At 71.8% G+C, this 19836-nt stretch carries 18 protein-coding genes; 10 read left to right on the forward strand and 8 right to left on the reverse strand.

Annotated elements, in window-relative coordinates:
* Positions 1–15: 15 nt before the first annotated feature.
* Entirely contained in the window at positions 16–1836 is a 1821-nt protein-coding gene (locus ABZU53_RS13850; RefSeq protein WP_355066059.1) for a glycoside hydrolase family 6 protein, read from the forward strand.
* A 122-nt stretch (positions 1837–1958) separates the two neighbouring features.
* On the opposite strand, the gene ABZU53_RS13855 is transcribed toward ABZU53_RS13850, so the two are convergent.
* The 5 genes from ABZU53_RS13855 to ABZU53_RS13875 form a co-directional block, all read right to left on the reverse strand.
* The gene (locus ABZU53_RS13855; RefSeq protein WP_354856981.1) at positions 1959–2342 is read right to left on the reverse strand and encodes a hypothetical protein; all 384 of its coding nucleotides are present in this window, start codon (positions 2340–2342) and stop codon (positions 1959–1961) included.
* Between the two features lie 118 nt (positions 2343–2460).
* Positions 2461–2769 carry a hypothetical protein gene (locus ABZU53_RS13860; RefSeq protein WP_355066061.1) on the reverse strand — a complete coding sequence of 103 codons (309 nt, stop codon included), beginning with the start codon at positions 2767–2769 and terminating at the stop codon, positions 2461–2463.
* A 14-nt stretch (positions 2770–2783) separates the two neighbouring features.
* On the reverse strand, positions 2784–4442 hold the full coding sequence (locus ABZU53_RS13865) for a sodium:solute symporter family protein (protein ID WP_355066062.1): 1659 nt from the start codon (positions 4440–4442) through the stop codon (positions 2784–2786).
* A 226-nt stretch (positions 4443–4668) separates the two neighbouring features.
* A complete protein-coding gene (locus ABZU53_RS13870) occupies positions 4669–5796 on the reverse strand; it encodes a hypothetical protein (protein WP_355066064.1) in 1128 nt (375 codons plus the stop codon).
* A gap of 11 nt (positions 5797–5807) precedes the next feature.
* The gene (locus ABZU53_RS13875) at positions 5808–6407 is read right to left on the reverse strand and encodes a hypothetical protein (RefSeq protein ID WP_354856988.1); all 600 of its coding nucleotides are present in this window, start codon (positions 6405–6407) and stop codon (positions 5808–5810) included.
* Between the two features lie 232 nt (positions 6408–6639).
* Here ABZU53_RS13875 and ABZU53_RS13880 point away from each other — a divergent pair, with 232 nt between their 5' ends.
* The 8 genes from ABZU53_RS13880 (at position 6640) to ABZU53_RS13915 (ending at position 17047) form a co-directional block, all read left to right on the forward strand.
* Positions 6640–8130 carry a catalase gene (locus ABZU53_RS13880; protein ID WP_354856990.1) on the forward strand — a complete coding sequence of 497 codons (1491 nt, stop codon included), beginning with the start codon at positions 6640–6642 and terminating at the stop codon, positions 8128–8130.
* A gap of 243 nt (positions 8131–8373) precedes the next feature.
* A complete protein-coding gene (locus ABZU53_RS13885; protein ID WP_355066066.1) occupies positions 8374–10857 on the forward strand; it encodes a nitrate- and nitrite sensing domain-containing protein in 2484 nt (827 codons plus the stop codon).
* The gene (locus ABZU53_RS13890) at positions 10857–11279 is read left to right on the forward strand and encodes a roadblock/LC7 domain-containing protein (protein ID WP_354856994.1); all 423 of its coding nucleotides are present in this window, start codon (positions 10857–10859) and stop codon (positions 11277–11279) included. Before ABZU53_RS13885 ends, ABZU53_RS13890 begins: the two co-directional genes overlap by 1 nt.
* Entirely contained in the window at positions 11269–11658 is a 390-nt protein-coding gene (locus ABZU53_RS13895) for a DUF742 domain-containing protein (protein ID WP_355066068.1), read from the forward strand. The genes ABZU53_RS13890 and ABZU53_RS13895 overlap by 11 nt, the downstream gene beginning before the upstream one ends.
* A complete protein-coding gene (locus ABZU53_RS13900; protein ID WP_355066070.1) occupies positions 11639–12241 on the forward strand; it encodes an ATP/GTP-binding protein in 603 nt (200 codons plus the stop codon). The genes ABZU53_RS13895 and ABZU53_RS13900 overlap by 20 nt, the downstream gene beginning before the upstream one ends.
* 151 nt (positions 12242–12392) lie before the next feature.
* The gene (locus ABZU53_RS13905) at positions 12393–13430 is read left to right on the forward strand and encodes a lactonase family protein (RefSeq protein ID WP_355066072.1); all 1038 of its coding nucleotides are present in this window, start codon (positions 12393–12395) and stop codon (positions 13428–13430) included.
* A 164-nt stretch (positions 13431–13594) separates the two neighbouring features.
* On the forward strand, positions 13595–15349 hold the full coding sequence (locus ABZU53_RS13910) for a substrate-binding domain-containing protein (RefSeq protein WP_355066074.1): 1755 nt from the start codon (positions 13595–13597) through the stop codon (positions 15347–15349).
* 213 nt (positions 15350–15562) lie between these two features.
* Positions 15563–17047, forward strand: coding sequence for a sugar transferase (locus tag ABZU53_RS13915; protein ID WP_355066076.1), 1485 nt, complete (start codon positions 15563–15565; stop codon positions 17045–17047).
* A 10-nt stretch (positions 17048–17057) separates the two neighbouring features.
* Here the strand turns inward: ABZU53_RS13915 and ABZU53_RS13920 are convergent, their stop codons facing one another.
* Positions 17058–18188 carry a PP2C family protein-serine/threonine phosphatase gene (locus ABZU53_RS13920; protein ID WP_355066078.1) on the reverse strand — a complete coding sequence of 377 codons (1131 nt, stop codon included), beginning with the start codon at positions 18186–18188 and terminating at the stop codon, positions 17058–17060.
* 96 nt (positions 18189–18284) lie between these two features.
* Between ABZU53_RS13920 and ABZU53_RS13925 the strand changes: the two genes are divergently transcribed.
* Positions 18285–18926 carry a MarR family transcriptional regulator gene (locus ABZU53_RS13925; RefSeq protein WP_355066080.1) on the forward strand — a complete coding sequence of 214 codons (642 nt, stop codon included), beginning with the start codon at positions 18285–18287 and terminating at the stop codon, positions 18924–18926.
* A 1-nt stretch (position 18927) separates the two neighbouring features.
* On the opposite strand, the gene ABZU53_RS13930 is transcribed toward ABZU53_RS13925, so the two are convergent.
* Positions 18928–19413 (reverse strand): PP2C family protein-serine/threonine phosphatase, encoded by a 486-nt coding sequence (locus tag ABZU53_RS13930; RefSeq protein WP_355066214.1) that lies wholly within the window; start codon positions 19411–19413, stop codon positions 18928–18930.
* Entirely contained in the window at positions 19404–19685 is a 282-nt protein-coding gene (locus ABZU53_RS13935) for a hypothetical protein (RefSeq protein WP_355066234.1), read from the reverse strand. The genes ABZU53_RS13930 and ABZU53_RS13935 overlap by 10 nt, the downstream gene beginning before the upstream one ends.
* Positions 19686–19836 lie beyond the last annotated feature (151 nt).

Below are 19836 nucleotides of genomic sequence, written 5' to 3' on the forward strand. Positions count from 1 at the left end.
AAGGAGATCAGTGGCATGAATGTGTGGAGAAGGCTGTCCGGCCCACGCCGGACCCTCGCGCTCGCAGGCGCGGGCGTTCTGGTCGCCGGCGGGCTGGTGACAATCCCGGTCACCGCGGCGCAGGCCGCGACGCAGTGCGACATCGCGTACACGACCAATGACTGGCAGGGCGGCTTCACCGCCAACATCACCATCAAGAACCTCGGCGACCCGGTCAACGGTTGGACGCTCGGCTGGACCTTCCCCAACTCCAGCCAGCGGGTGCAGCAGGGCTGGTCGGCCACCTACACCCAGTCCGGCAGCCAGGTCACCGCCCGGAGCTTGTCCTACAACGGCACCCTCGCCAATGGTGCGTCGACGAACATCGGGTTCAACGGCGCGTGGAGCGGCAGCAACCCGAAGCCGACCTCGTTCACCCTGAACGGTGTGGTCTGCAACGGTGGCACCGGTAACCCGACCACCCCGCCGCCGACCACGGCCCCGCCCACCACGGCCCCGCCGACCACGGCGCCCCCGACCACGGCGCCGCCGACCACGGCCCCGCCCACCACGGCCCCGCCGACCACGACTCCGCCGGGCACCAAGGTCGACAACCCGTACGCCGGTGTGCGCGGGTACGTGAACCCGGAGTGGAAGGCCAAGGCGGATGCCGAGCCGGGTGGAAGCCGGGTCTCGAACAACCCCACCGCCGTCTGGCTGGACCGGATCGCCGCCATCAACGGCACTCCGAACAGCAGCTCGAACGGCGCGTTCGGGGTGCGGGAGCACCTGGACGAGGCGCTGCGCCAGGGCGCCGGCTACATCCAGTTCGTGATCTACAACCTGCCCGGCCGGGACTGCTCGGCGCTCGCCTCCAACGGTGAGCTGGGCCCGAACGACCTGCCCCGGTACAAGGCCGAGTACATCGACCCGATCGCCGCGATCCAGAGCGACTCGAAGTACCGGAACCTGCGGATCATCAACGTCATCGAGATCGACTCGCTGCCGAACCTGGTGACCAACACGTCCGGTCAGGCCGGCGGCACGGTCATGTGTGACACGGTCAAGGCCAACGGCGCGTACGTGAACGGCGTCGGCTACGCCCTCGCCAAGCTGGGCGCGATCGGCAACGTCTACAACTACATCGACGCCGGGCACCACGGCTGGCTCGGTTGGGACAGCAACTTCGGCCCGACCGCCGACATCCTGAAGACCGCCGCGGTCGCCTCCGGCAGCACGGTCAACAACGTGCACGGCTTCATCACCAACACCGCGAACTACTCGGCGCTCGTGGAGCCGTACTTCAAGATCACCGACACCGTGAACGGCCAGACGGTGCGGCAGTCCAAGTGGGTCGACTGGAACTTCTACGTCGACGAGCTGTCCTTCGCCCAGGCGTTCCGTACCAAGCTGATCTCGGTCGGCTTCAACTCCAACATCGGCATGCTGATCGACACCTCCCGCAACGGCTGGGGCGGCGCCAACCGGCCCACCGGACCGGGCGCGACCACCAGCGTGGACACGTACGTCAACGGTGGTCGGATCGACCGCCGGGCCCACGCCGGCAACTGGTGCAACCAGGCCGGTGCCGGTCTCGGTGAGCGGCCCCGGGCGAACCCGGCCACGGGTATCGACGCCTACGTCTGGGTGAAGCCCCCGGGTGAGTCGGACGGCTCCAGCAAGGAGATCCCGAACAACGAGGGCAAGGGCTTCGACCGGATGTGCGACCCGACGTACGGCGGCAACGCCCGCAACGGCAACAGCCCGACCGGCGCCCTGCCGGACGCGCCGATCTCCGGTGCGTGGTTCTCGGCTCAGTTCCAGGAGCTGATGCGCAACGCGTACCCGGCTCTCTGATCGGGTAGCTCACGCGCCAACCCGCCGCCGGCAGTAGGTGAGGCACTGCCGGCGGCAGGTTTCCCGGGGTCCCCGGTCCGACCAGTACGGTCGGGCCGGGGACCCCCCTTTGTCCGCCCCGGTCAGGGCACGATGCGCTCGATCGCCGCGCGGCCCTGCTCGGCCAGGTCGCGACGGGCCTTGTCCAGGTTCTCCGGCGTGAGGTCCTGCCCGCGGGCCATCACCAGGTCCTCCGGCTCCCAGGGCTGCTCGGCCCCGGTCCGGATGTTGTCGCCGCCCGCGCCGGTGCCCGTTCCGGTGGCGCCGGTGCCGGCGGCGTACGGGTCGCCGATCAGGTCGTCGGTGTCCGGAGCGAGGTCCGCCGGCCGATCGCGGGGCTCGGTGAAGGTCGGCGTGTCACGGTCGGGCCCGCCTCCGGTCCGCAGCTGCGGGACGGTGCTGTCGTCGTCCACCGCAGCGGCCGTTTGCGGGCTCTCCTCCAGCGGTCGGCGGTCGCGATCGGTCATGGTGCTGCCTCCTGTGTCCGACACGTTGCCTGATCCCCCTCGCGTACCCCGTGCGCGAGAGCCCATGCGCGACGCCGGCGCCGTCCGTGTGGACGGCGCCGGCGCGGCGGGCATGAGGTCAGCTGTCGGGCTGCTGCTCGTTCGGGGTCGGCGCCTCGGCCGGGCGCAGCCACTGCCAGAGCAGCATGAGCAGGCCGAAGGCGAGCATCGCGAGCCCGGCCCACAGGTTGATGCGGACACCCTCGGCCTTGTCGATCTCGGCCCGGCTGTCGAAGACGCCGATCAGCGTCACGATGATCCCGTACGCCACGAAGAGGCCACCGATCACCCGACGGATGTCGAACAGTCGGGCGGCGGCGGAGCGGCGCTCCTCGGCCTGCGTCTCGTCGATCAACGGGTCCTGCGCCGGCTGGCCGTCGTTGCTCATCTGCCGACTCCTTTCTAGAAGACCGGGATGTAGAAGAGGGCGGCGAGCGCGACCGCGATCACGCCCAGCAGCACGGGGGAGCGGTACCAGACGGCGTCCCCGGCGAGCACGTCGCCCTTCAGGTCGACGCCGCCCATGCCGTAGACCAGCCCGCGCAGCTCCTCGTCGCGCTTGGGTGCGGTGAGCGGGGTGAGGATCGCGGCGACCACCGCCACGGTGACGAACGCGATGCCGGCGCCCCAGAAGCTCTCCTCCAGGTCGGAGTTGAAGTCGATCACGCCGCCCTTGTAGAGCAGGTAGGTCGCCAGCGACGCCAGCGTGCCGAGCAGCAGCGACCAGAAACCGGCCAGCGCGCTCATCCGCTTCCAGAACATGCCGATGATGAACGTGGCGAACAGCGGCGCGTTGAACAGCGAGAAGAGCGCCTGGATGTAGTTCATGATGTTGCTGAACCCGGACGCGATGAACGCCGTCCCGATGCCGATCACCACGGCGGCGACCGTCGCCCACCGACCGATGCGCAGGTAGTACTCGTCGGACCGGCCGCGGCGGACGTACGCCTGCCAGATGTCGTAGGTGAAGACGGTGTTGAAGCCGCTCACGTTGGCCGCCATGCCGGCCATGAACGACGCGAGCAGGCCGGTGACCGCCACCCCGAGCACGCCGTTGGGCAGCAGGTCCCGCATGAGCAGCGGAATGGCGTTGTTGTACTGCAGGTCGCCCTTGTCCGCGCCGAGCCCCTTCACCGTCACGAGGGCGACGAGGCCGGGGATGATCGTGACCAGGGGGATGAACAGCTTCGGGTACGCGGCGATGATCGGCGTACGCCGGGCGGCGCTCATGTTCTTCGCCGACAGCGCGCGCTGCACCTCGGCGAAGTTCGTCGTCCAGTAGCCGAACGAGAGCACGAAGCCGAGGCCGAACACGATGCCGATCCACTGCGCGCCGAGCGGGTTGTCGGTGCTGGCGGTGTCCTGCCAGGCGTGCAGACCCGCCTCGCCGAGCTTGGAGTCGCGGACCGCGTTCATCAGCCCGCTCACGCCGCCGACCTTGACCAGACCGATCACGGTGACCGGGATGAGGCCGGCCAGGATGACGAAGAACTGGAGCACCTCGTTGTAGATCGCCCCGGACAGGCCACCGATGGTGATGTACGCCAGCACGATCGCCGCGCCCACCACGATCGCGGTCCAGAGCGGCCAGCCGAGCAGCGCCTGCATGACCAGGGCCAGCGCGTAGAGGTTCACGCCGGCGATCAGCACCTGGGCGACGGCGAAGCTGAGCGCGTTCAGCAGGTGGGTCGGTCGGTTGAAGCGCAGCCGCAGGTACTCGGGCACGCTGCGGACCTTGGACCCGTAGTAGAAGGGCATCATCACGATGCCCAGGAAGACCATCGCCGGCACCGCGCCGATCCAGTAGTAGTGGACCGTCATGACGCCGTACTGGGCGCCGTTCGCCGCCATGCCGATGATCTCCAGCGCACCCAGGTTCGCGGAGACGAACGCGAGGCCGGTCACCCAGGCCGGCAGGGAGCGGCCGGAGAGGAAGAAGTCGACGCTGGTCCGGATCGCCCGCCGGGCGGCGAAGCCCACCCCGAGGACGGTGACGAAGTACAGCGCAAGGATCAGGTAGTCCAGCCCGTTCATATTGAGCCGCAGACCGCCGCCGTCCATCCCGTCACCCCTCGTCCCGACGTTGACACCGGATTCGATGCGCGCGCCCTATTACCCGCTACGCGAGGTTTCATGCCTGCACGTCCGCTCCGCTGCGTTCGCGCCCGCTCGGGTGGCTTGGCCTTCGGCGTGCGACTGGCCGGTCTCGAGCGCTCAGCCGCCACCCCTCAGGACGCCGAGGGGCGCCCCGGCCGGCAGGCCGGAGCGCCCCGTCGATCGAGTCGCCTCAGCGACCCAGTACGCGGTCCAGGAAGTCCCGGTAGTTGCGGACGGCCATCCGCAGCTGCTCGGTGTCCGCCGAGCCGGCGTCCTGCCACCCGCCCAGGGTGTTCTTCTGCGCGGCCAGTGCCGAGGCGAGAGCCTGGATGGCCTCCTCCACGAGGGCCTGCGCCTCACCGGCTGCGGCGTGCGGATCGTCGACGAAACGCAGCTGCACGTCCCGCCAGCGGTCCCGGAATCCCTGTGCGGTGTCCCCGTCGAGGAGCGTGGCCGGTTCGGCGGCGACTGTCGAACCGGCGGGCCGCGACGTCCCGGCGGATTCCAGGGAGGCGCCGGCCGCCCCGGTGGTGACCGGTTCGGCGTCGGCGTCCGGGTCGACCATCTCCGGAGACGCGCTGCCGTAGCCGGCCGCGCCCGCGGTCGCCGCGTCGGGATCGCCGGCCCAGTCGGTCAGGTCGCCGCGCCGCTCGGCCGCACCGTCCGTGCTGTCCGCGGCGACGACGGTGCGCGCGGAGGTCTCGGTGTCCGCGCGCCGGCCGTCGCCGTCCAGGTCGGCGTCCTCGTCGGTCGCCGGTGCGGCGTCCCGGTCGGTCTCCGGAACGCCGTCGCGGCGGTGCAGTTCGGCGGTGGGGTCGGCGCGCAGACCCTCCCGCTCGCCGTCCTCGGCGCCGTCGCCCGGCTGGGCGGTCCGCTCGGCCCGCGGATCCGGCTGGTCCTGCGGGTTCGGGCTCGCCAGTGCGGACGCCGCCACCGCGTCGGCCACCGTGGTGGCGCCGAAGGCGGTCGGGAGCGGCCCCGGCTCGTGGAAGCCACCCTCGTCGTCGGGCCGGTTCCGGCGGTCGGTGTCGTCGGCCCGGTCGTCGTCGGCCCACTCGTCGTCGGTCCGGTCGTCGTCGGCCCGGTCCTGGAACGCTCCCGGGTCGGTGCCGTTAGCCCGCTCGTGGTCGGTGGCCGGGTCGTGGTCAGTCGCCCGCTCGTCGTCGGTGGTCGGATCGTCGAAGGTGCCCCGGTCGTCCAGGGCGTCCTCGGGTACGTCCGAGCGGGCGGCCCGGTCGCCGGTCGGCGGCACCGGCACCGGTGCGGACCGGACAGCCTCCGGATGGTCGTTGCTCACCTGCTGCTCTTCGTGGCGCATCGGTGGCCTCCTCAGCGGCTCGTGGCGTCGTGCGGAGTGTCCGGGTGGGAACCCTGTTCGGTCGTGCGCTGACCGACCGGCTCCTCGCCGAGCAGGTCGGCGAAGAGAGCCCGGTAGTGCACGACCGCCTGGCGCAGCTCCTCGGTGCTCGCCTCGCCCCGGGAGTTGCGGAGGTGGATCTCGTGCGCGTCCCGGTAGTTGGTCAGCGTGCGGGCGTGCTCGACGGAGAGGTGGGCGATCTGGTCGGAGAAGTCCCCGGTCGGATAGCCCTGCTCCTCGATGAGCCGGGTGACCAGTTCGTCCGCGTCCCCCACGGTCTCGCCCGGCGAGTCGATGAAGCGGATCTGGAGCTCTTCCCAGGCGGCGGCGTAACGGGCCCGCGACTCCGGGCTGAGCGGGGTGAGCGTGAGCTCGGCGTGCCGGCGTTCCCGGTCGCGCAGCTCGCGCTCCGCGGCGGACCGGCTGTCCTGCTCCTGCACCACCCGGTCGTACTCCGGCCCGAACCGGCTGCGCAGCGCGCGGCGACGGCCGATCGTCCGGACGGCCACGGCGAGCGCCGCGACGATCACCAGCACGACGAGCACGATGACGATTATCTGCGTGGGCGACATGGGCTCCTCCTTCGTCACCTGGTATTCCCTCCGCGTACTGATCGCCAATCCCGATCCGAGGCACTTTCCTCACCGGTCCTGGTCGGGTGTCGCCACAATTCGAGGCGAAAATTTGACTCATTCCAGATAACGCGCTTGGGTGGGTGGTGTCCGCCGTACGCCCCGCGAGCGACCCGGCCCGGCCACCCCGGGACCGGTCAGGCCCGCCGCACCACGCATCCGGAGGAGACCGATGAGCGACCCGCAGGCCGACAGGCCGACCCTCACCACCCGCCAGGGTCACCCCGTGCACAACAACCAGCAGCAACGGACGGTCGGCTCACGCGGGCCAGCCACGCTGGAGAACTACCACTTCCTGGAGAAGATCAGCCACTTCGACCGGGAGCGCATCCCGGAGCGGGTGGTGCACGCGCGCGGCTTCGTCGCGCACGGTGAGTTCGAGGCGTACGGGACGATCGGCGACGTGCCGGCGGCCACGTACACCCGGGCCAAGCTGTTCCAGACCAGGGGCGCGAAGACCCCGGTCACCATCCGCTTCTCCACCGTCATCGGTGGCCGGGACTCCTCCGAGGCCGCCCGCGACCCGCGCGGCTTCGCGGTCAAGTTCCGCACCCAGGACGGCAACTGGGACCTGGTCGGCAACAACCTCCAGGTCTTCTTCATCCGCGACGCGATCAAGTTCCCCGACGTGATCCACTCGCTGAAGCCCGACCCGGTGACCTTCCGCCAGGAGCCGAACCGCATCTTCGACTTCATGTCCAACACGCCCGAGTCGATGCACATGCTGACCTGGCTCTTCTCCCCGTACGGCATCCCGCGGAACTACCGCACCATGCGCGGGTCCGGCGTGAACACCTACCGTTTCGTGAACGCCCAGGGCGAGGGCGTGCTGGTCAAGTTCCACTGGCTGACCCAGCAGGGCGAGCACAACCTGACCCAGGCCGAGGCGGATGCGATTCAGGCCACCGAGCTGGGCCACGCCTCGAAGGACCTGTACGAGGCGATCGAGCGCGGTGAGTACCCGCAGTGGGAGCTCAACGTGCAGATCATGAGCGACGACGAGCATCCCGAGCTGGACTTCGACCCGCTCGACGACACCAAGATCTGGCCGGAGGAGCAGTTCCCCTACCTGCCGGTCGGCATGATGACGCTCAACCGCAACATCACCGACCACCACAACGAGAACGAGCAGATCGCCTTCGGCACCGGCGTGCTGGTCGACGGGATCGACTTCTCCGACGACAAGATGCTCGTCGGGCGCACCTTCTCCTACTCGGACACCCAGCGCTACCGGGTCGGCCCGAACTATCTCCAACTCCCGGTGAACCGGCCGCGCGAGGACGTCCAGGTCAGCACCAACCAGGGCGGCGGCCAGATGTCGTACGGGGTGGACAACCGTGGTGGCAACCCGCACATCAACTTCGAGCCGTCCTCGGTGGCCGGTCTCCAGGAGGCCGACGAGTCCTACCGGGAGTACCGGCCCTTCGTCTCGGGGCACGTCATGAAGGCCCCGATCGAGCGGCAGGACAACTACGCGCAGGCCGGCCGGCGCTTCCGCGAGATGACGGACGCCGAGCGCGACGACCTGGTGCACAACCTGACCACGCTGCTGGCCCAGTGTGACAAGCACATCCAGGAGAAGATGGTCTGGCACTTCAGCCAGTGCGACGCGAGCTACGGCCGCCGCGTCGCCGAAGGGCTCGGCATCGCCGACCACGTCTGATCCGTACCGCGCCGGCACGAGCGCCCCACCCGTCACCGGTGGGGCGCTCGTCGTGCCGGGGCGCAGGCGCATTCCGCAGCGTCGATGTCGGCGCGACAGGCGGTAGTGCAACCGGGCGCGATTACGTATCCTGCCCAAGGCGCCCGCGCCGGTGCCCGGCCTGACGGCCGGGTGCGCGACCGGCGAGCGCGTTGCCCGGCGGTGCCGGCGCCCCTCCTGCCACCCCTGTACGGGCGAGGTCTGATGAGAACCCGCGACTGGCCGATCCGCTCGAAGCTGACCGCGTTGGTCGTCGCCCCGGTGACCGCGCTCCTCGCGCTGTGGATCTTCGCGACGACGTTGACGTTCGGCCCCGCCCTGAACCTGCTCTCCGCGCGCACTTTGCTGTACGACCTGGGCCGCCCCGGCGAGGTGGTCGTCACCGAGCTGCAACGCGAGCGTCGACTGTCGGTGGTGCAGCTCGCCGGCACCACCGAGCTGCCCGCCCTGGCCGAGCAGCGCCAGCGTACGGATCGGGCGGTCGCCGAGCTGCGTCGCCGGGTCGACGGGGAGGAGTTGCGCGACGCCGCCGACGATTTGTTGGAGGACCGGGTCGACCGGCTGGTCACCGCCCTGGCGGCGTTGCCGACCGGACGGGACTTCATCGACGACGGCATGATGGACCGCGCCGGGGCCCTCGGCCTCTACAGCGGCATGGTCTCGGCAGCCTTCCAGGCGTTCTCCGCGATGGCGAATCTGAACGATCCGGCCATCAACCGACAGGCGCTGGCCCTCACCACGCTGGGCCGTTCCCGGGAGCTGCTCGGCCAGACCGACGCCATGCTGGCCGGTGTGCTGACCGCCGGGAAGTTCGCCGAGGGGGAGCACGCCCTGCTCGTGCAGGCCATCGGCAACCAGCGGTGGCTCACTGAGAGCGCGGTGGCCGACCTGCCCGAGGCCGGGCGCACCGCGTACCAGCGACTGACCGAGAGCCCGGCGTTCACCAGCCTGCGCGCGATGCAGGACGCGTTGATCGGGGCCAACGGGTCCGGTCGGCCACCGGTGGACGCGGCGTCGTGGCAGACCAGCCACGACGAGGTACAGCAGCAGTTGCGCGACTTCGAGCTGGCCGAGGCCGACGGGCTCACCGACCGTTCGGTGCCGATGGCCGTCGGGATCCTGGTCCGGCTGGCCGCCGCCGGTGTGCTCGGGCTCGCCGCCGTGGTGGTCTCGGTGCTGGTGGCACTGCGGGTCGGCCGCACGTTGGTCCGGCGACTCAGCGGGGTCCGTACCGCCGCCCTGGAGCTGGCCGAGCACCGGCTGCCGGACGTGGTGACCCGACTGCGCCGCGGCGAGCAGGTCGACGTCGCCCGGGAGGCGCCACCCCTGGAGTACGGCAACGACGAGATCGGCGAGGTCGGGCGGGCCTTCACCGAGGTGCAGCGCACCGCCGTCCAGGCCGCCGTGGACGAGGTCACCCTGCGCCGAGGGCTCAACGAGGTGTTCCTCAACATCGCCCGGCGCAGCCAGGGCCTGGTGCACCGGCAGCTGCACCTGCTGGACCGGATGGAGCGTCGCGCCGAGGACCCGGACGAGCTGGCCCAACTGTTCCAGGTGGACCACCTGGCCACCCGGCTCCGCCGGCACGCCGAGGACCTGGTCATTCTCGCCGGTTCCGCGCCGGGCCGAGGGTGGCGCAACCCGGTCGCGATGGTCGACCTGGTGCGCGGGGCGATCAGCGAGGTCGAGGCGTACGACCGGGTGGACATCACCAGCGTGCAGCCCGTCGGCGTGCTGGGTCGGGCGGTCGGCGACATCATCCACCTGCTCGCCGAGCTGGTCGAGAACGCCACCGCCTTCTCCCCGCCGGACACCCGGGTGACCATCAGCGGGGAGCAGGTCGCCAACGGGTACGTCCTGGAGGTCACCGACCAGGGGCTGGGGATGTCCGCCGCCGCGCTGGAGAGCGCCGACACCCGGCTGGCCAGCTCGCCCGAGTTCGACCCGGCGCAGAGTGCCCGACTCGGCCTGTTCGTGGTGGCCCGGCTGGCGGCCCGGCACGCCGTCCGCGTACGGCTGCGGCCCTCCGAGGCGGGCGGCGTCACCGCCGTGGTGCTGGTCCCCACCGACCTGGTCACCACCGAGCCGCCGGCCGGCCCCGACCCGGCCACGCTGGCCGCCACCGCGGGCGACCGGCGTCTGGCCCGACCTGTGCGCCGAGGCGCGGTGCCCCGGCCCCGCGCCGGCCGTACCAGCCCAGCCGTGGCCGCGACCGCCACCGATGACCTGCCCACTCTCGCCCTACCCACGGGCCCGACGCCCGACCGCCCGTCCGCCGACGGACCGGGCGCCGGTGGGGCGGGCGCGGACGCGCCGGGCGCCAACGGCGAGTCGTCCTCCGACGGGACGACTGACGACCTGGAGGGGCTGCCCCGCCGGGTGCGACGGCGTACCCCCACCGCCCTGCCCCGGTCCACCGTCACCGACGCGCCGACGCCACGTTCGCCGGAGGAGGTACGCCGGGTGATGGCGGCTCTCCAGGCCGGCACCGCACGCGGCCGGGCCACCGTCGTCGCCCCGGGCTCGGCCGCTCGGCGCGGTGCGCCCGGCACGACCGCTCCGGCGAACCGCGCGGGCACGACTCCGGCTGTGGCAGGCCCAGCTGTGGCAGGCCCGGCTGTGGCAGGCCCGGCTCCGGCGCCTCCGACGGCCTCCGAACCTCCGACCGCGACTGAGAGGGACGCCTAGTGCGGCAAACGACGAAGCAGAGCGCCAGCCTCGACTGGTTGCTCGACGAGTTGGTGCAACGGGTACCGGCCGCCCGGGAGGCGGTGGTGCTCTCCGCCGACGGGCTGCTGCTCGGCGCCTCGGCCGAGCTGGAGCGCTCCGACGCCGAGCACCTCTGCGCGCTCGCCGCCGGCTTCTCCAGCCTGGCCCGGGGCGCGAGCCGGCACGTGGACGGCGGTCCGGTCCGGCAGACGGTGGTGGAGATGGAGTCGGCGTACCTCTTCGTCACCGCTGCCGGGCAGGGTGCCTGCCTGGCCGTGGTGAGCGACGCCGACGCGGACATCGGCCTGGTCGCGTACGAGATGGCGATGCTGGTCATTCGCGTGGGGGAGAACCTCACCGCCGCCGCCCGACCGGTGACGGATGCCGGTGATGCGGGCTGAGCCGCCCGGCCCCCAGCACGAGTGGCTGGACGGCGACGCGGGCCCGGTGGTCCGCCCGTACACGCTCACCGGCGGCCGGGTGCGCTCGGCCGCCGACGGGTTCGACCTGGTCGCGTTCGTGCTGGCCGGCTCGGACCTCGACCTGGCGGCTCACCCGCAGCTGCCGCCGGAGCACCGGCGGCTGATCACGTTGGCAGGTCGCCCGGTGTCGGTGGCCGAGCTGGCGGCCGAGCTGGACCTCGCGGTCGGCGTGATCCGGGTGCTGCTCGGTGACCTCCTCGCTCAGGGGCTGGTCGCGGTGCACGAGCCGCCGGCCGGCAGCGACCTTCCCGACGACGACATCCTCAAGGCGGTGGTCAGTGGACTCCGTGCGCTATGACCAGGCGGGCACCTCGGTCACCGTCCCGCTGGCACTGAAGATCCTCATCGCCGGGGGCTTCGGTGCCGGCAAGACGACGCTGGTGAGCGCGTTGAGCGAGGTTCGACCGTTGCAGACCGAGGAGGTGCTGACCGACGCCGGCGTGGGCACCGACGATATCTCCGGGGTGGAGGGCAAGTCGACCACCACGGTGGCGATGGACTTCGGCCGGATCACCATCAACGACGACCTTCAGGTGTACCTGTTCGGCACCCCCGGCCAGGACCGGTTCTGGTTCCTCTGGGACGAGTTGGCCTTCGGCGCCCTCGGCGCGGTGGTGCTCGCCGACACGCGGCGGCTGGCCGACTGCTTCCCCTCGATCGACTACTTCGAGCAGCGTGGCATCCCGTTCGTGGTGGGCGTGAACTGCTTCGAGGACACCCGTCGGTTCGACCTGGAGACCGTACGCCGGGCGCTCGACCTGGATCCGGACGTGCCGATGGTGCTCTGCGACGCCCGGGACCGGCAGTCCGGCAAGCTGGTGTTGATCTCCCTGGTCGAGCACGTGGCCCGGCAGCGCGGTGAGCCGGTGCCGGCCGCCTGACCCGGCCCCGCCGCGCGGGCGGGCGGCCTGGCGTCGGCCCGCCGACGCGGAATCGGCGGGCCGATCCGGTCCTCGGAAAGCCGGTTAGCGGGTCGGCTTCGTGGGCAGCTCTGGTTGGATCTACTCCAGGATGCCGGCAAAGGGGTGCAGCGTGACTGGTCAGGGCGAGATCGTCCACATCGGGGGTTACACCGCGCAGAGCGGAGGGCGGGGCAGCGGCATCGTCGCCGCCCATCGGGACCCGGCCACCGGGACGCTGACCCCCCTCGGCACGGTGGCGGTCACGCCGTCACCGTCGTTCCTCGTGCGGCACCCCACCCGTCCGGTGCTCTATGCGGTGAACGAGCTGACCGACGGGGAGGTCAGCGCCTGGCAGGTCGGGCCGGACGGCGCGCTGGACGCGCTCGGCAGTCGGTCGACCGGCGGCGCCGAGCCCTGTCACCTGGCGGTGCTGCCCGACGGTGACCACCTGGTGGCGGCCAACTACGGCGGCGGCAGCGTCGCGGTCTTCCCACTCGACGCGCAGGGCGTGCCCGGCGAGCGCACCGATCTGGTGGTGCACGAGGGGCACGGCCCCGACCCGGAACGCCAGGACCGGGCGCACGCCCACATGGTCTCCCCGGGCCGGGGCCGGGGGCCGCTGCTCGCGGTGGACCTCGGCACCGACTCGGTCTACCGATACGACCTGGACGGCGCGAGCGGGCGGCTGGTGCCGCGCGGTCCGCGGATGCGGACGGTGCCCGGCACCGGGCCCCGGCACCTGGCCCGCCATCCCGACGGCCGGCGCTGCTATCTGGTCGGCGAGCTGGACGCCTCGGTCACCGCGTACGAGGTGACCGACGACGGGGCACTGCACCAGCGTGGCCGGGTCGAGGCGAGTGAGCGAGCGGGCCACGTCCAGCCGTCGGAGGTCGCGGTCGACCCGGACGGCCGTTTCCTCTACGTCGCCAACCGCGGGGTCGGCACCATCGCTGTCTTCGACCTGGCCGGTGAGCTGCCCGATCTGGTGGCCGAAGTGGACACCGGCGGTGAGTGGCCGCGACACTTCGCCCTCATCGGGGAGCACCTGTACGTGGCCGACGAGCGGGCGGACATGGTGCGGGCCTTCCGGCGGGACGCGAGCACCGGCATCCCGGCCCCGGTCGGCGAGCCCGTCCCGGTGGCGAGCCCGACCTGCGTGCTGCCGTGAGTCGGTCGGCGGCGGGACCGGACGTGAGAGGAAAACCGGTTTGGCAACGCCGTGGGGCCGCCTCGTCACACTCTGTTGCTAATTGGTGATCAACTGTTTCTCCTGCGTAACTTTAGTCCGAACGGATGTGGCAGAGACGGCACCTAATACGCAAGATGGTCAGCGTGTCAGCAGGCCGCCATCGCATGCGTACAAAACTTCATCTAGCAGCCGCCGCCGCGACGGCGACGGTTCTCGTCGTCACCACCGGCGTCTGGTTCGGCTATAAGGAGCTGGTCCAGCCCAGCTGTTCGGGAGAGATCCGACTCGCCGTGGCGGTCGCCTCCGAGCTGGCGCCCGCCGTGGACGCCGCCGCGTCCCAGTGGGTCAAGGACGGCGCCGCGGTCGGCCCCACCTGCATCCGGGTGGACGTCTCGGCGTCCGACCCGGTCGACGTGGCCGCCGTGGTGGCCGCGAAGCACGGTGCCGTGCTGGCCGGCGTCGGCCAGGCCAGCGGCACGGCGGTCACTCCGGACGTCTGGGTACCGGACTCCTCGACCTGGCTGCTGCGACTGAAGAAGGACGCCACGGCGTTCGCGCCGACCAACGGCGCCTCCATCGCGCGCAGCCCCGTCGTCGTGGCGATGCCCGAGCCGGTGGCCACGCGGCTGGGCTGGCCCAACGCCAAGTTCACCTGGGCCGATCTGCTCAAGCAGGTCAACAGCAGCAAGCCGCTGCGTACCGGCATCGTCGAGCCGACCCGGGACGCGGCCGGCCTGTCCGGCCTGCTCTCGCTGACCACGGCCGCCAGCGGTGCCGGCGGGGACGCCCAGCGCAACACCGTCGGCGCGCTGCGGGCGCTGGCCACGGGTCGCTCCTCGCTCCGCAACGACCTGCTGGCCCGCTTCCCGACCGCCACGGACCCGACGTCCATCGCGAGCGCGCTCGGTGCGGCGGCGCTCTCCGAAGAAGACGTGATCGCCTACAACAGCAAGAAGCCCCCGGTGCCGCTCGCCGCGCTCTACATGGAGCCGGCCCCGATGCCGCTGGACTATCCGTACGCGGTGCTGCCCGGCATCGAGCCGACCAAGGCGGCGGCGGCAAAGGTGCTGTTCGAGCTGCTCACCGCCCCGAAGTTCCGCGACCGGCTGGCGGCGCAGTCGCTGCGCGGTCCGGACGGCAACTGGGGTGCCGGCTTCAACGCGCCGCAGGGCGCCCCGAGCCCGGCCGGCGGCGCGTCGACCGCCCCGGCGGCCGGCGGCACCGCGGCGGGCGGCCTGGACCCGGCCGCGATACAGCGTGTCGTCTCCAGCTGGTCGATCGCCACCCAGTCGGGTCGGATGCTCGCCGTCATCGACGTCTCCGGCTCGATGAAGGACCTGGTGCCCAGCGCAAACAACCGCAGCCGGGAGGAGGTCACCGTGGACGCGGCCCGCCGCGGCCTGGGACTCTTCGACGACTCCTGGTCCATCGGCCTGTGGACCTTCTCCACCAAGCTGGTCGGCAACCGGGACTACCGGCAACTGGTCCCGATCGGGCCGCTCTCCGGCCAGCGGGCGCAGTTGGAGGGGGCACTCGCCACCATCAAGCCGTCCAGCGGTGACACCGGCCTCTACGACACCATGCTGGCCGCGTACCAGGCGGTGCAGGAGGACTGGCAGCCCGGCCGGGTCAACTCCATCGTGCTGTTCACCGACGGCAAGAACGAGGACGACAACGGCCTCAGCCAGGGGCAACTGCTCGCCAAGCTCAAGCAGGTCGCGGACCCGGAGCGGCCCGTGCAGGTCATCATGATCGGTATCGGCGAGGGCGTCAGCAAGACCGAGTTGGAGTCGATCACCAAGGTGACCGGTGGCGACGTCTTCGTCACCAAGGACCCGAACGAGATCGGCAGCATCTTCCTCACCGCCATCGCGCGCCGCCCCCCGGCGCCGCGCTGACCGGCCGCACAGCAGGAGAAACCCGCCGTACCGCGTCAGCGGTACGGCGGGTTCCTTTTATGGCCGCAGGGTTGAAGAAAAGTGACGGCAATACGTCGGAAGCAATCGGCAGTCATAGTTATCAAGGCAGGATGTCGACGTGTCCCGGCATCGTCCGTCCGCCTCCGGTCCGACTCGTCGGCCGGGGCCGTCCTGAGCAGAGTGGGAGGGCCGGTGACCGCGGCGACACTGTTGACCCCCGCCAGCACCTCGGCGACGCCGGAGGGCCCGCCGGGCGGGCTGGTGGCCCGCGCCGACGAACGGTCCTACGTCCGGGTCCTGGTCGTGCTGGACACCACAATCCTCATCATCGCGCTGCTCGTCGGGTACGTCGGCCGGTTCGGGGACGAGGAGCCGGTCGGCTCCAAGATTCCGTACGTGCTGGTGGCGCCGGGGTTGGTCCTGGCCTGGCTGATCTCCCTCAAGGCGCTCGGTTGCTACGACGACCGGGTCGTCGGCTACGGGGCGGACGAGTACCGGCGGGTCAGCTCGGCGAGCCTGCGGTTGGCCGGCGCGATCGCCATCGCCGGCTACATCGCCGACGTCGGCGTCTCCCGTGGTTTCCTCGGCATCTCGTTCGCGGTCGGCACGGTCGGGCTGGAGGTGACCCGGTTCGTCGCGCGCAAACGCCTGCACCGGGCCCGCTCGAAGGGCACCGGCTGGTCCCGCAAGGTGCTCGTGGTCGGCGACACCGCACACGTCCTGGAGTTGGTGCACACCCTGCGCCGGGAGCCGTACGCCGGCTATCAGGTGGTCGGCGCGTGCATCCCCGACGCGCTGCTCGCGCCGGTCGCCCAGCGGCTCGGTGACGTGCCGGTGGTGGGATCGTTCCGGGGCATCCCGGAGGCCGCCACCGCGATCGGCGCGGACACGGTCGCGGTGACCGCCTCCGGTGAGCTGACGGCGGCCCGACTGCGTCGGCTCGGCTGGCAGCTGGAGGGGACCGGCGTCGACCTCGTCGTGGCGCCCGCGCTGACCGATGTGGCCGGCCCACGGATCCACACCCGTCCGGTCGCCGGGCTGCCCCTGATCCACGTCGAGGCGCCCGAGTTCCGTGGTGCGCGCAAGCTGGTCAAGGGGTTCGTCGACCGGTCGGCGTCCTCGCTGGCGTTGGCGCTGCTGCTGCCGCTGATCGCGGTCATCGCGTTGGCCATCAAACTGGACAGCCGGGGGCCGGTGCTCTTCCGGCAGGTCCGGGTGGGTCGGGGCGGCCAGGAGTTCGGCGTGTTCAAGTTCCGGACGATGGTGGTCAACGCCGACGCGCTGCTCACCGAGCTGGCGACCCGCAACGAGACCGACGGCCTGATGTTCAAGATGCGCGACGACCCTCGGGTGACCCGGGTCGGCCGGCTGCTGCGCAAGTGGTCGCTGGACGAGCTGCCGCAGCTGGTCAACGTGCTGCTGGGCCAGATGAGCCTGGTCGGGCCGCGTCCGCCGCTGCCCTCGGAGGTGGCCCGCTACGACGGTGACGTGGCCCGGCGGCTGCTGGTGAAGCCCGGCATGACCGGGCTGTGGCAGGTCAGCGGCCGATCCGACCTGAGTTGGGAGGACGGCATCCGACTCGATCTCTACTACGTGGAGAACTGGTCGCTCGCCGCCGACCTCACCATCCTCTGGAAGACCGCCGGCGCGGTGCTGAACAGCCGCGGCGCGTACTGACCGCCGCCGCTCACGCCTGCGGGCCGGTCCAGTCCAGGCAGACCACCACGGCATCGTCGACGAGGTCGCCGGCCACGAACGCGCGCAGGTCACCGATCAGCGACCGCACGGCGTCCAGTGGCTCCATCGGGCCCGTCCGGCGCAGGAACCGGTCCAGTGCCGTCTCGCCGTAGCGCACGTTCTTCCCGGTGGCCTCCACCACGCCGTCGCTGACCACGAAGAGCCGGTCGCCGCGTTCCAGCGTGAACGTCTGCTCGTGGTAGTCGGTCGCCTCGAACATGCCGAGCGGGAACTGCGCCTCCAGCGGCTGCTCGGTGACCTCTCCGCCCCGCAGCAGGACGAGCCGTGGCGAGCCGGCGTCCACCACGCTCATCGTCCCGGAGCGCAGGTCCAAATCCATCAACAGCACGGAGAGGTGCCGCTTGCCGCGGTACTCGTCGTAGATGGCCTGGTCGGCGAGGGCGGCCTGATCACCCAGGCCGAGGCCGGCCCGGCGGGCGTTGCGCAGCGCGTGGGTGGCCAGCGACGTGAGCAGGGACGCCGCGACGCCCTCACCGGTCCCGTTGACCGTGGAGAGCCAGAGCCGCTGCCCGTCGTCGGCCCAGTCGAAGCTGTCCCCCCGCACGGCGTACGCCGGCTCCAGCTGCCCGGCCAGGCTGAACGAGGGTCGGATCCGGCTGCGGCCGGGGAGCAGGTCCCACTGCATCTCCGCGGCCAGGGTGAGCCGCTGGCTGCGCCGCGCGACGCGGTAGACGTCGGTGCCGGCGGAGACGGCCGCCAGCTCGTGCGCGAGCGCGGTGGCGACGTCGGCCAGCTCGCCGAGCACTGCCGGGTCGTCGGCCACCGGCGCGAGACGCAGGACGCCCCGCCGTTCGCCGCGCATGCTGACCGGCACCCAGGCGGTGCCGTCGACCAGCAGGGGCACCTGGTGGTCGAAGGCCCGCCAGGCGGGGTGTCCGGCGTCCCGGATGGAGTCACCCTCGGTGAGTGGCAACAGCTCCGAGAGGCGGTAGTCGACCTGGTACAGCTCCGCTTCGGTGATCCCGTACGCCTCTTCGAAGATCTTCCCGATGCTGCCCACGAGAAGGTCGGCGGGTGTCTCGTTCAGGGTACGACGTGCCCGATTGACCGGTTTACTCATCAGGCCTCCTTGATCAAAGCTCGACTACCAGTGGCTTCGGAGTAGTCTCGGGCCACCATGGCCGAAGAACACGGTCCACCGGACCCTGCGACGAGTATGGCTGCCGCGTTGGACGCGGCGGCGGGAGCCCTGCTGGGCGTATGGGATTCCGCCCGCGAGGCGACCCCCAGCCGGGTCTCCGGAGCCCAACTACGGGCTGTGATGGTGGTCGAGCAGCACGACGGGATCAACCTACGCCGGCTCGCCACCCGCCTGGACATGTTGCTCAGTTCCGCCAGCCGACTCTGCGACCGGTTGGTCGCGGCCGGCATGCTGGAGCGCGAGCCCGGTCGCTTCGACCGGCGGGAGATCTCCCTGCACCTCACCCCGGAGGCCCGTCGGCTCCTCGCGGAGCTGCGCGCCGACCGGCAGAAGCGAATTGCCACAGTGCTGGCGGCGATGACTCCGGCGGGCCGTACCGCCCTGGTGAGCGGGATGCGGGAGTTCGACGAGGCCGCCCGCCGGCAGCAGGCGCGAAGCGGCTCGGCGCCGGATGACGGGGACCGGCCGCCTGGGCGAGACGACTGGCCGGACGACGCGGACCCGCGGGATCCGGACCGGCCCACCGGGCCGGCGAGGGCCTCGTCGAAGCGCCCGGAGCGGTCGACCCGAACGGTGTGGCAGACCGGCCCCGAGCGGGCGGTGGGCATGCCGCGCGAATGGCCCACCGGTGAGCCGCCGGTGGCCCGGACCGCCTGACTCAGGCCGGCGCCGACGCGCACACCGCCAGCACGGCGATGTCGTCGTGAGCCTGGCCGCCCAGCCACTCGTCCACCACCTGCAGCAGCCTGTCGACCAGCGCGGCCGGAGGCAGCCCGGCCGCTGCGGCCAGTGCGGCGCGCAGCCGGTGCGCGCCGAACTTTTCGGCGTGGACCGGGCCGCCGTTCGCCTCGGTCACCCCGTCGGTGTACGCGAGGAGCAGGTCGCCCGGGTCGAGGTGCACCCGGGCGTCGGCGAACCGGGCGTCGGCCAGTGCGCCGACCGGCATCCCGCCGACCGGAACCGGGACGACCGAACCGGCGGCGGTGACCAGCAGCGGCGCGGGGTGCCCGCCGCCGGCGATCCGGATGTTCACCCCCGCCGCCCCGCGCTCCAGTGACCCGAGCAGCAGGGTGGTGAGCTGGCTGCGCCGTGCGGCGTCGGGCGCGTCGAACAGGGTGCGGTTGAGCAGGTGGATCAGCTCCAGCGGTCGCTGCCGCCGGGCACGGTCGGCAGCTCCGGCGGGAGCAGGCTGGTCTGCAACACCCGGGCCAGGTGGGCCTGCTCGCCGTACAGCTCGGCGGCGGCCAGCGCCGCGCCGGCCCGCGCGGCGAACTCGCGGGCCAACTCGACGTCGCGTGGGTCGAAGCCGGCCCGGCCGGCACGGCGGACCAACAGCAGTGCACCGGCTGACCCCCCGGGACCGGGCATCGGGCTGACCAGCAGCGCGCCCGGCCGGCCGAACCCGGGTGGGAGCACGGCGCTCAGGTCCGCGGCCTCGGCGTCCCGCCAGCGGCTCGGCTCGGTGGGTACGCCGTCGACCGCCCCGCAGGTGCCGGCCGTGGTGCTCGGCGTCGAAGCTCTCGGTGCCGTCCCGCACGGCCCGGACCGGTGCCGCCACCGGGCACTC

This window comes from Micromonospora sp. NPDC005194 (assembly GCF_040608335.1).
In the GTDB taxonomy this organism is placed as follows: Bacteria; Actinomycetota; Actinomycetes; order Mycobacteriales; family Micromonosporaceae; genus Micromonospora.

Bases quoted from the DNA above. Each gene is read 5' to 3' on its own strand.
- ABZU53_RS13850 (WP_355066059.1), top strand. From the start codon at position 16: ATGAATGTGTGGAGAAGGCTGTCCGGCCCACGCCGGACCCTCGCGCTC.
- ABZU53_RS13855 (WP_354856981.1), bottom strand. From the start codon at position 2,342: ATGACCGATCGCGACCGCCGACCGCTGGAGGAGAGCCCGCAAACGGCC.
- ABZU53_RS13860 (WP_355066061.1), bottom strand. From the start codon at position 2,769: ATGAGCAACGACGGCCAGCCGGCGCAGGACCCGTTGATCGACGAGACG.
- ABZU53_RS13865 (WP_355066062.1), bottom strand. From the start codon at position 4,442: ATGGACGGCGGCGGTCTGCGGCTCAATATGAACGGGCTGGACTACCTG.
- ABZU53_RS13870 (WP_355066064.1), bottom strand. From the start codon at position 5,796: ATGCGCCACGAAGAGCAGCAGGTGAGCAACGACCATCCGGAGGCTGTC.
- ABZU53_RS13875 (WP_354856988.1), bottom strand. From the start codon at position 6,407: ATGTCGCCCACGCAGATAATCGTCATCGTGCTCGTCGTGCTGGTGATC.
- ABZU53_RS13880 (WP_354856990.1), top strand. From the start codon at position 6,640: ATGAGCGACCCGCAGGCCGACAGGCCGACCCTCACCACCCGCCAGGGT.
- ABZU53_RS13885 (WP_355066066.1), top strand. From the start codon at position 8,374: ATGAGAACCCGCGACTGGCCGATCCGCTCGAAGCTGACCGCGTTGGTC.
- ABZU53_RS13895 (WP_355066068.1), top strand. From the start codon at position 11,269: ATGCGGGCTGAGCCGCCCGGCCCCCAGCACGAGTGGCTGGACGGCGAC.
- ABZU53_RS13920 (WP_355066078.1), bottom strand. From the start codon at position 18,188: ATGAGTAAACCGGTCAATCGGGCACGTCGTACCCTGAACGAGACACCC.
- ABZU53_RS13925 (WP_355066080.1), top strand. From the start codon at position 18,285: ATGGCTGCCGCGTTGGACGCGGCGGCGGGAGCCCTGCTGGGCGTATGG.